Source organism: Nostoc sp. XA010 (assembly GCF_020829625.1).
Classification (GTDB): domain Bacteria; phylum Cyanobacteriota; class Cyanobacteriia; order Cyanobacteriales; family Nostocaceae; genus Nostoc.
In genome coordinates this window covers 2054-11212 of record NZ_JAIVFX010000073.1, presented here as the reverse complement: position 1 = coordinate 11212, position 9159 = coordinate 2054, and the positions used below count along the sequence as shown (strand labels likewise).

The window sequence follows — 9159 nt, the reverse complement described above, 5'->3', positions numbered from 1 at the left end:
TTTCTAAATGTAGTTAGAAAGGCTTTTTGTTTAGCTGATAAGATGGCTTAATATTTAGCGCTTAAGCCTTATAAGCCTTTACCAGCATTTATCAACAACAAATCCATAGATTCAACGCTTTTTCGTTCCTCACTTTGTCGCTGCCGGAAGGGCGGCGGTAAGCTTGGTCGTTATAGGCGTCACCGTGCCAATCCAGGAAAATAGTACGAATCGAAAATTTCTTGTGCCTGAAACGAGGATTTTTCGTTCAAACTTGATCAAAACTAGCAGCATAATCATAGTTTTTTCACCAAAATGATGGTAGAAATCACGTCTTGAAAAGCTTGCCCCATCTTGGTTTCAGGCAAGCGCGTACAAATTTCCCGTTTTGGCACGGTGATGCCTGTATGGAGAATTCCCATAAACAATCAATGGTCAAGATTGTGTTTTATCTACTCAACCAACAAATGTGCCAGCTAGAAGACATAAAAGTTAATGAAAAATCACTGGCTGAGTTGTTGCAAGAAACAAACCATGATTTAGAATCTGTGTTGGCTAATGAGTGATAATTTTGTGATTAGCAATCGTAGAACAGATGAATTGGCATAAATTCTCAGCGCTAAATAAACATTAAAATTCTAGAAGCTCTGCAATATTTAGAGTAAAATGCTTCCTATCCTCAGACAAAGCCAGCGCTCAAAGACTAAGGGATATCCGCAGACGGGAGCAACTACGAGTAAGTTTTGAGCGATGCCTGCGGCGGTAAACTACGCTCCACCATTTTTCTTAGAGGATGAAGGGCGTAGGCGCAGCCCGCCGTAGGCATCGCTCTATTACCAAAAAACCCAGTCGGGATGACTGGGCTTTTGATGGGGTTATATTCCCCAAGGGCTATTTATAGAAGTTATTTATAAGTCGTTGTTCTAATAAGAACTACACCCCCTAGATTGGGAATTCCAGAAAATTAGAATCTTCATTCGGCAGATCATTGAAACATGAGTATTTTGAACAGACTAATTGTGGTGCAGCAGTTATCTTCATAGCATCAATGAAATTCTCACACTGTTACGCATTCTTTGGGAACCTATGACACCTCAAGAATTTTTAGAAAATTTGGCAACAGCCGAAACAGACTCCGAAAAACTAGTGGTTTTTGCGCGATACCTGGATACAACTGCGCTCGACAATGCAACATCCCGAAAATGGAGAAGCATTTCTTACAGTGCCGAAATTCAGCTGGCGCTCAATAATCTTGCGTTTCATCTAGAGGCACTTGCCGAGGCAGGAAATTGATAAGTAATCCACAATCGTACTGGTAACGGATGTTTCGCACTTAACTCTTGTCTAAAACCCAAGGTTGATTTTGTTGGATCAACTGGTTAATGACTTCTGGCTTGATTGGACTGTAATAGCAGAATATGACAGCATTATGCAATGTTGCAGTTTCGCATGATTGCATATTGTCAGGAGCAACTACAACCATCTTTTGAGGTACAAACACCTCGTAACTAACCAGCTTCCATTCGTGCAGTGGGTTGTTTTTGTAACCAGCAGTCCACACTATCGGCTCAATCTCAGCAATTGCATCATTGACTCCGACACAAACCTCCATTCCACCCGTAAGTTCATATCCTGGTGCATTGAAGCTAGGAAAAGTCAGGATGGATGTCAAGAGTGTGTCACCTTTTAACTCATTGAACTGTTCTAATTCTTGCAAGTTCATCTGTTATCTCCAAAACTTGTTTGTTCTCCAGGGAAAATACACCAGTATCCACCACCAACAGCAATGTGATGTCTCTTGAGTGTTTTACCTAACTTTTTACCAATCTTGTAACAGTCGGTGACAGTATTAGCCCAGTGAGCATCTCCTAGTTTTGCTGCTTCTATTCCAGAAATAGCTGAACTCTGCAAAGGCTTCGCTGTACCAACCAATCTCTCAGAATTGTTAATCTCTCCATTTGCATCTGCTGCATAATGCTTTCCGTCCCCAGATTGCCAGACATAGTAAACAGTGCCACCTATAATAGCAACTCCAACAAGCACACATCCTACCCCAGCCGTGCCTGCACAAAAAGCGGCGGGTGCAAGTACCGCAGGATTCGCGTTAACTGGGCCTTTATATAAACTAGTCCCAGATAGAACAAGGCTTGTTGTTATGGCAATAACTTGACGAAAATTCATCTTTGACTTGGATTTAAATATATCTTATGTACTCTTGCATCCTATCAAATATGGGCAAATTTGTACCGTATTTGACCCAAATACGGGATAGAGTATTTGAATAAACCTTTTTTGTGCCAATTCTGGGGCAGATTTGGCACAATAGCAGCGCTTAGGTAGCAATATGGATGCAGTAGAGATATTTCCCAGAAAGGACGAAATGCCCAGAAAGGATGAAAGGTTAGCTATCCCCGGTTTGGGGGAATATTACAATGATGTGCTGACTGTGGACGCATGGGTAAACGGTCGTACTAAGGTTGTGCAAGCTCAATCCCTGCTATGTGCCAAGCTTCAGGAGCGGGATAAGTTAATCAAAGAGCGGGTGGAGTATCTAGCCAAAAAGCGGGGTATTACCTTTGATGAAATGTGGGAGCAAATTCTTAATAACACTGCTCAAAAAATAGTCCCTGGTGAGGGTGAAGGGCTAGAGTATAAGCCGGGGGATGAGGGCTAGTTCATGGAAGGGGAAAACTTTAGACCAGATTGGGAAGCGATCGCCCAGACTCTCAATTAACAATTTTCTTAGAGGATGCATGGCGATCGCTCTCATGTCCCTCATTTATCGCATCAATTCAAAGTTTCCTCTAAGAAAAAGAATCTCTTTGAGTATTTGCACTTTTGAGTACGCAAAAAACCAAAATTAGCCTCCACCTTCAAGGCATTGGTGCTGCGATGCTCATCCCCTAGAAGTGTGTAGTAGACAAATACATACTACAATTGTATTATTAAAATTAGTCTTGATTACAAATACTACAAAATTCGATGATACGCCAATTTTCCTCAACCATTAGTAGCGCAATGCATTGCCGACCCAGCAAGGGTTTAGGCAGAGTATTCGCGCTGCTTGCGTTTGAGGGAATGTATCTGTTCGACGGCGATAAATCTGCAAGTGAAGGTATTTTGGGAGTACTTGCCGGATGGCTGAATCTAGATCAACTTATCCAAAGCGGGAGGTGCAAATGTCTTACAGCACCAACATAGGGCAAAAAGTATCAACTACGTGACCCCCGCTCCTGAATCTCAGAGGCGGGGGTTATTTTTTGAGGAGTGGATTTAACGTATGCAAGCTCAACCACACATATTACAAAATTCGGTGGTGGTGTTCTCTAAGAACTACCTACCACTGGCACGTATCAACATCAAACGAGCAATCGTGCTGTTAGTCACAGGTCAGGCAGAATCGTTGAATTTTGGCACTACAAAGCAGTGGGAAGTCCGCTCACCCAGTGTTGTACTACAAGTTCCCGAACATATTCGCTTGACTGTTGGTAATCCCGAACGCCACTGGAAAGTACCACCTGTAAATCGGCGTGAGGTGTTAAAACGTGATAGCTACACCTGCCAATACTGCGGTAGCACCAAGCATTTAACACTTGACCATGTAATTCCCCGCTCGAAAGGTGGGCAGCACAGTTGGGACAACGTTGTAACTGCGTGTGAGAAGTGTAATTCAACTAAGAGCGAAGCGATCGCTTACCTCATGAAGCGGGAATGGTACTGAAAACCAAGCCCAAAGCTCCAATTCACCCAGCAGTTGCATTTGCCGAACAGTTTTGGAACGCACAACGCCTAAGTGATAACGAGTAATTTACTTCAAACCTAGTCAGAGAGGGCAATAAGCTCGATTACGTAACACTACCCTCTCAGTTCTTTTAAAAAGTTTGTAGTATGCCCTTGACATCTTATAATACATTATGTAGTATAAACGTAGTGAAGCACTACAGCCTCTCAAAAAGGCATAGCGCAAACACTTCTGAACCATGAAAACTAAATAATTGCCATCCAACGTGGGGGTGTAGCTTAGTCCGGTTTAAAGCAGTCGCCTGTCGAGCGAAAGAACGTGAGTTCAAATCTCATCATCCCCGTGTAGCCTTGTGGACAAATAGACAAGTCGCTTTGATTCTCAGTCAAGGAGAAGCGGGTGCAACTCCCGTCCAGGCTTTCAAGTGTGTCCGAGTAGCCAAGTGGGAAGGCGTTGGTCTGCAAAACTAATCATCGTGGGTTCAATCCCCACCTCGGACTCCAAACGTTGCAGTGTAACCTAACGGCAAGGTACTCGGCTCATAACCGAGGATATGTGGGTTCAACTCCCACCACTGCGACCAAATGCACAGATGGTGTAACGGCAACACCACAGTCTCCAAAACTGTTGTTCTGGGTTCAAGTCCTAGTCTGTGCGTTGATGGTGCAGAAGCGAAGTGGTCGAGCGACACGTCTTTCAAGCGTGTAATTAGCGGGTACCCTTCCCTCCGGGACGCTCCGCGAACGGGAACGCTTACGCGAACGAGTCTCGTCTGCACTGCCTCATGGGGTGACGAATGGTGATCGACAGCAACGAAACCAACAAACGGACGCTTGCTGGATAGGGGTTCGATTCCCCTTCACTCCATCCTTTGTGGATGTATTTCTACAAAGTGGACGTTGATTTGGGTCGGTATCCAAGTCCGGTTGAAGGAAGCCGTCTGTAAAACGGATGCCTATGTGCTTCGTAGGTACCCTTCGGGAAGCAAGCTACAAATCCTACCCGGCCCATTATGGAGAGATTGCTATTGGCAGGGCAAGCTGTTTGCTAAACAGTCGTGAGATTCATCATCTCACTGTGGGTTCAACTCCCTCTCTCTCCGCCTTATGAGAACGTGGTGTAACTGGATAACATCTCAGATTACGAAACTGAAGATTGAGAGTTCAAGTCTCTCCGTTCTCGCCTTATCCCCCGGTAGCTCAGTTGGTAGTAGCACCTGTTTGTTCGCGTAGCGTCTCCGATAGGAGAAGAACAGGAGGTCGTCAGTTCGATACTGACCTGGGGGACTGGCACATTGCCCTATAGCTCAATGGCAGAGCAACGCGCTGTTAACGCGGGGGTTGTAGGTTCAAGTCCTACTGGGGCAGCCATTTACTTTATTGCCGAGTGGACGACTTGGAAAGTCGCTGTGACTCTGAATCACGGAGATGTTGGTTCGACTCCAACCTCGGCAGCCAAATTTTAATGGGAAGTAGGCAAACAGGCAAAGCCGTCGCACTTTGAATGCGAAGTTTGAGGGTTCGATTCCTTCCTTCCCAGCCTATGTATACTCCTGTAGCCCAATTGGAAGAGGCGGCTGTCTCAAAAACAGTCTGTGTGTGGATTCAAATCCCATCAGGAGTACCAAATTATGCTGCTGTAACCCAAGTGGAAGAGGTGCCAAACTTAAAATTTGGAAGTTGCTGGTTCAAATCCAGTCAGGGGTATTGGTGAATATGCGGGGATGGAGCAACGGTGGGTCGTGGGGCTGCATAACCTGCTGATGTTCAGGTTATGCAGCCCCCGTCACCAAAATTAGTGCTGGTGTAGCTCAATTGGCAGAGCAACTGACTTGTAATCAGTAGATTGCAGGTTCAACTCCTGTCACCAGCTTCAATGCGATTGTGGTGTAATGGCAGCATTTGAGTCTTCCAAACTCACGGTACGAGTTCAAATCTCGTTGATCGCTCTTTTAGCCCTGTAACTCAGTTGGTAGAGTGTCTCTCTTACAAAGAGGAAGTCGCGGGTTCAATCCCTGCCGGGGCTACCAATTTATGGGAGTGTCGCCTAATGGATAAGGCAACCGTCTTCTAAACGGTTTTATGTAGGTTCAAATCCTGTCACTCCTGCCACATGGGGTCATAGCTCAATTGGCTAGAGCGTCCGCCTTGCAAGCGGGAGGTTAGGGGTTCAAATCCCCTTGATTCCACTGATGGTGTCTGAAGCCAAAGCGGTCGCGGCGCTGTTTGTGGAACCAGTCATTAGGGAGTTCAAGCCTCCTCAGACACCCCTTCAAGGAAGATGCCGCTAAATGGTCGGCAACCGGTCTTGAAAACCGGGGTACAGTCAACTGTAGGGGTTCGATTCCTCCATCTTCCGCTTTCCACCTGAAGCCGAAAAGTGAGGCGCTGTGCTGATAACACAGATTATTGAGGGGCAGTACCTCCCTGGTGGATTTTTTTGTGTAGACGTAGGCCGCCGCAGGTATCGCTCAGGCTTTCAACTAACAATTTTCTTAGAGGAAAGGCGATCCAGTATTGCACTGCGTAATTTACCGCCGTAGGCATCGCCTTATTCATAGACTTACATGGTCTATTTGTAAGATTTTGCTTTAATGATTGTATAGATAATTACTGGTTGAGCTTTGCCACTACATATTAAATTCTAAGTGGATATGGTTAAATACATACATCAAATAACTTGACATAAATTTTAGGCGTATGCGATTCAAGAATTGGTTTTTCCCTCTTGCCGGGGCAGCATTAGCCACTTTGACAATTGAGATGCCTTCAGCTCGTGCTGAACCAATTGCGATTATCAATCCTAGTTTTGAATTTCCTACCGTTTCTGATGGATCGTTCAACATTGCAAATGTAACTGGTTGGTCAGTAATTAATACTGGCAACCCTGGAATATTCAACCCTTCTTCTGCATCGTTTGGGTTTGCACCTGACGGAGTTCAAACACTCTACAGCAATGGTGGAACTGTATTTCAAACACTGGCAACGACCCTAGCTCCTAATACGGTATATACCTTGGGTGTATTCGTAGGACGAAGACTTGATTTCACACCATTTCCAGGGTTTATTGTTGAGTTGCGTGCTGGTGGCACTGTACTAGCCTCTGCCAATCAGACAAATATTCCACTCCCAACCCCTGGTCAATTTGAGAGGTTAACTCTTACCTACGTCAGTCCCCGTAGCATTGCTCCAGGGCAACTTCTGGAGATCCGTTTGAAATCAAATGGTGCACAGACCAACTTTGACTTCGTTACGTTAGACGCTCGTGCTTTTTCACCTCTTTGAAAGTCTGCGATGCCTACGGCGGCAAGCTACGCATCCATTGAGGTATCTGGCGGAATCCGCCAGATAAAGCGATCGCCTGTTAGTGAAATAGCAACTTCATTAGAGAAGCGATCGCTACTACAGCCCCGAATGGCACTAAGTTAAGCTGAAAAGTATGCAGACGTAAGGATTGCAGAGGAGGAGGGGGCAGGGGGGCAGAGGGGAATTTAAATAAAGTTACTCAAAAATAAAGTGACTTTAAAATTTAAAAAACATTCCCTATATAGCTTTTGTCACTAGCTACGCTGATAGTCCAGCAAATTAAGCCATAAAAAGTAGGCGATCACAGTCATTACAACCAGATCGCCTCATAAATACTTATTTACTTAAATACTGCATTACTGCATCAATTACTGCATTACTCTTCTACGTCCTTGAGCGCTTCATCCAGTAAAAGCCGCACAATCTCAACCTTTTTCCTACTTGTCTTGGCTGCCAACACAGATAACTTACGGTGCGTTGATTGAGGCAAATCAACAGTTAGTCTAACTGTTGGCTCTTTGGAAGGTTGTTGAAGTTCAGACATGAGATTAAACTTAGCTGGTTGCGGGGTGGATGTAGATATAGGTGATATAGGTAATACAGGTTGCTGCTCTAGTGTTGGCTGAGTATCGCTTTGAGTCTCTGAGTTTGCAGTTTCCTGGTTTGAGGAAGTACCCTCCGGGTTCACAGTCGCCTGTGGAGGGAAACCCTCCCGTAGCGCTGATTCACCATAAACAAACTCATGAGCTAGGGCATCATTGAGGGGCTTTCGCTTTTTAGTACTCATTTCAACATCCCCAGGATTTCTTTAAACAGTCGCTCATATTCCCGTGCTGATTCTGCTGCTTGACGGCCAGGTAAATCCCAAATTGTGGCAGCTTGACCAAAAGTATCTGCGATCGCTTGTTTTTGGTGAATCACAGTTTTTAGTACAGTTGCCTCTTTGGATTTAGATAGAAGTGCGATCGCTTCACCTAATAATTTTGTACCTTTAACAGCACGACTGATGAATATAGCGGCTTGGGGCGCACCACCTCGCACAGACTGAGCCTGTCTAATGAGTCGCACAGCATCACTCGCGGATTGCAAATCTAACCCTGTGGGTTGACAGGGAACTATAGCTAAATCGGCTCTAAATAATATTGCTCTGCTAGCCTCAGACAAACCTGCTGGGCCATCTACTATTAAATAGTCGCATTGCGCTGCTAATTCTGGAATTTGCTCTAAGAGTTCATCGGGTGATTGCAGTACAGTTGTGGGAATATTACTATCCTCCATCGACTTAAGCCAAATCGAGCTGCTACGTTGAGCGTCGGCATCTAGCAAATGGACTTTGTGACCCTTACGGGATAACCAGCACGCTACATGGACGGCAGACGTAGATTTTGAGCAGCCCCCTTTTTGATTGACAAGCGCAATTACTGTCATACTGCATTACTGCATTACTTAATTGATGCAGTAAGTATAACTTGAAAGCGTGTATTGAAGGATTTTTACAGATTGAGAATATAACCAAGACAAAAATTATTGACTTTCTCCCAGGCACGTAGCCATGCTGATCAAATATCAGGGCTTTTTGGATGTATAGCTTCATACATTATGAATAAATGTTACCAGATGCGTAATTGTGGGTAAATTCACTGGATATACAAAAACAGGGAAGAGCAGTACCCCGTCAACACTACTTGCAACTTCAAATGCCTAAAACCTAACCTCTTATTTAAGCGTTGTTTTGTTAATCGAGATTTGAAGTTGCAAGTAGTGTTGACGGGGTAGTGAAAAACTTCTCAACGAACTAATTGTAGGAGTAGAATCTGTGGCTAATATACTTGGAACGTCCAACAACGACAATCTCGTCGGTACCTCTGAAAATGATACCATCTCTGGTTTGAATGGGGATGATACCCTCAATGGCGGGTTAGGTGCAGATACCCTCATAGGTGGTGATGGTAACGACACTTACACCGTCGATAATGTAGGTGATCTAGTTACAGAAAACTTTAATGATGTCCTGGCTGGTGTAGATACAGTCAATTCCTCTGTGAGCTTCACCCTGGGATTTGGTCTAGAAAACCTGAATTTGACTGGCTCTGACAATATTGACGGTACAGGAAATAGCAATAACAACGTCAT

General features: G+C 44.7%; 10 protein-coding genes, 18 tRNA genes and 1 pseudogene. 25 read left to right on the top strand and 4 right to left on the bottom strand.

Annotated features, from left to right (window positions below; translation table 11 throughout):
* Positions 1–386: 386 nt before the first annotated feature.
* Together LC608_RS34760 and LC608_RS34755 are read left to right on the top strand one after the other, a co-directional pair.
* A complete protein-coding gene (locus LC608_RS34760; RefSeq protein WP_229557884.1) occupies positions 387–545 on the top strand; it encodes a hypothetical protein in 159 nt (52 codons plus the stop codon).
* Positions 546–1065: 520 nt separating this feature from the next.
* Positions 1066–1272 (top strand): hypothetical protein, encoded by a 207-nt coding sequence (locus LC608_RS34755; protein ID WP_229557883.1) that lies wholly within the window; start codon positions 1066–1068, stop codon positions 1270–1272.
* Between the two features lie 40 nt (positions 1273–1312).
* Here LC608_RS34755 and LC608_RS34750 read toward each other — a convergent pair whose 3' ends face one another.
* Positions 1313–1702 (bottom strand): hypothetical protein, encoded by a 390-nt coding sequence (locus LC608_RS34750; RefSeq protein ID WP_229557882.1) that lies wholly within the window; start codon positions 1700–1702, stop codon positions 1313–1315.
* Entirely contained in the window at positions 1699–2160 is a 462-nt protein-coding gene (locus LC608_RS34745) for a hypothetical protein (RefSeq protein ID WP_190730342.1), read from the bottom strand. The genes LC608_RS34750 and LC608_RS34745 overlap by 4 nt, the downstream gene beginning before the upstream one ends.
* 199 nt (positions 2161–2359) lie before the next feature.
* Here LC608_RS34745 and LC608_RS34740 point away from each other — a divergent pair, with 199 nt between their 5' ends.
* From LC608_RS34740 to LC608_RS37120, 22 genes and pseudogenes are all read left to right on the top strand, one after another.
* On the top strand, positions 2360–2653 hold the full coding sequence (locus LC608_RS34740) for a hypothetical protein (RefSeq protein WP_229557881.1): 294 nt from the start codon (positions 2360–2362) through the stop codon (positions 2651–2653).
* A gap of 606 nt (positions 2654–3259) precedes the next feature.
* Positions 3260–3786, top strand: a pseudogene (locus tag LC608_RS34735) (HNH endonuclease).
* Between the two features lie 202 nt (positions 3787–3988).
* Positions 3989–4064, top strand: a tRNA-Asp gene (locus tag LC608_RS34730).
* A gap of 85 nt (positions 4065–4149) precedes the next feature.
* A tRNA-Cys gene (locus LC608_RS34725) sits at positions 4150–4224 on the top strand.
* Between the two features lie 5 nt (positions 4225–4229).
* Positions 4230–4304: transfer RNA gene (locus LC608_RS34720), tRNA-Ile, on the top strand.
* A 3-nt stretch (positions 4305–4307) separates the two neighbouring features.
* Positions 4308–4378: transfer RNA gene (locus LC608_RS34715), tRNA-Trp, on the top strand.
* 249 nt (positions 4379–4627) lie between these two features.
* A tRNA-Tyr gene (locus LC608_RS34710) sits at positions 4628–4731 on the top strand.
* Between the two features lie 4 nt (positions 4732–4735).
* Positions 4736–4823 (top strand) — tRNA-Ser (locus tag LC608_RS34705).
* 6 nt (positions 4824–4829) lie between these two features.
* A tRNA-Arg gene (locus LC608_RS34700) sits at positions 4830–4903 on the top strand.
* Positions 4904–4909: 6 nt separating this feature from the next.
* Positions 4910–5007, top strand: a tRNA-OTHER gene (locus LC608_RS34695).
* A 9-nt stretch (positions 5008–5016) separates the two neighbouring features.
* Positions 5017–5091 (top strand) — tRNA-Asn (locus LC608_RS34690).
* A gap of 10 nt (positions 5092–5101) precedes the next feature.
* Positions 5102–5178, top strand: a tRNA-Gln gene (locus LC608_RS34685).
* A gap of 8 nt (positions 5179–5186) precedes the next feature.
* Positions 5187–5260: transfer RNA gene (locus tag LC608_RS34680), tRNA-Gln, on the top strand.
* Positions 5261–5269: 9 nt separating this feature from the next.
* Positions 5270–5347, top strand: a tRNA-Leu gene (locus tag LC608_RS34675).
* A gap of 173 nt (positions 5348–5520) precedes the next feature.
* Positions 5521–5593, top strand: a tRNA-Thr gene (locus LC608_RS34670).
* A gap of 5 nt (positions 5594–5598) precedes the next feature.
* Positions 5599–5669 (top strand) — tRNA-Gly (locus LC608_RS34665).
* A gap of 5 nt (positions 5670–5674) precedes the next feature.
* Positions 5675–5750 (top strand) — tRNA-Val (locus LC608_RS34660).
* A gap of 6 nt (positions 5751–5756) precedes the next feature.
* A tRNA-Arg gene (locus tag LC608_RS34655) sits at positions 5757–5832 on the top strand.
* A gap of 3 nt (positions 5833–5835) precedes the next feature.
* Positions 5836–5909, top strand: a tRNA-Ala gene (locus tag LC608_RS34650).
* 87 nt (positions 5910–5996) lie between these two features.
* Positions 5997–6079, top strand: a tRNA-Ser gene (locus tag LC608_RS34645).
* A 341-nt stretch (positions 6080–6420) separates the two neighbouring features.
* Positions 6421–7005, top strand: coding sequence for a hypothetical protein (locus tag LC608_RS34640; protein ID WP_229557880.1), 585 nt, complete (start codon positions 6421–6423; stop codon positions 7003–7005).
* 9 nt (positions 7006–7014) lie between these two features.
* Positions 7015–7149, top strand: a complete 135-nt coding sequence (locus tag LC608_RS37120) for a hypothetical protein (protein WP_267871324.1) — start codon at positions 7015–7017, stop codon at positions 7147–7149.
* A gap of 253 nt (positions 7150–7402) precedes the next feature.
* On the opposite strand, the gene LC608_RS34635 is transcribed toward LC608_RS37120, so the two are convergent.
* Both LC608_RS34635 and LC608_RS34630 read right to left on the bottom strand, forming a co-directional pair.
* Entirely contained in the window at positions 7403–7813 is a 411-nt protein-coding gene (locus tag LC608_RS34635) for a CopG family transcriptional regulator (protein WP_229557879.1), read from the bottom strand.
* A complete protein-coding gene (locus tag LC608_RS34630; protein ID WP_229557878.1) occupies positions 7810–8454 on the bottom strand; it encodes an AAA family ATPase in 645 nt (214 codons plus the stop codon). Before LC608_RS34630 ends, LC608_RS34635 begins: the two co-directional genes overlap by 4 nt.
* 388 nt (positions 8455–8842) lie before the next feature.
* On the opposite strand from LC608_RS34630, the gene LC608_RS37115 reads away from it, so the two are divergent.
* On the top strand, positions 8843–9159 hold a 317-nt coding region (locus LC608_RS37115; RefSeq protein WP_374108490.1), incomplete at its 3' end, for a calcium-binding protein.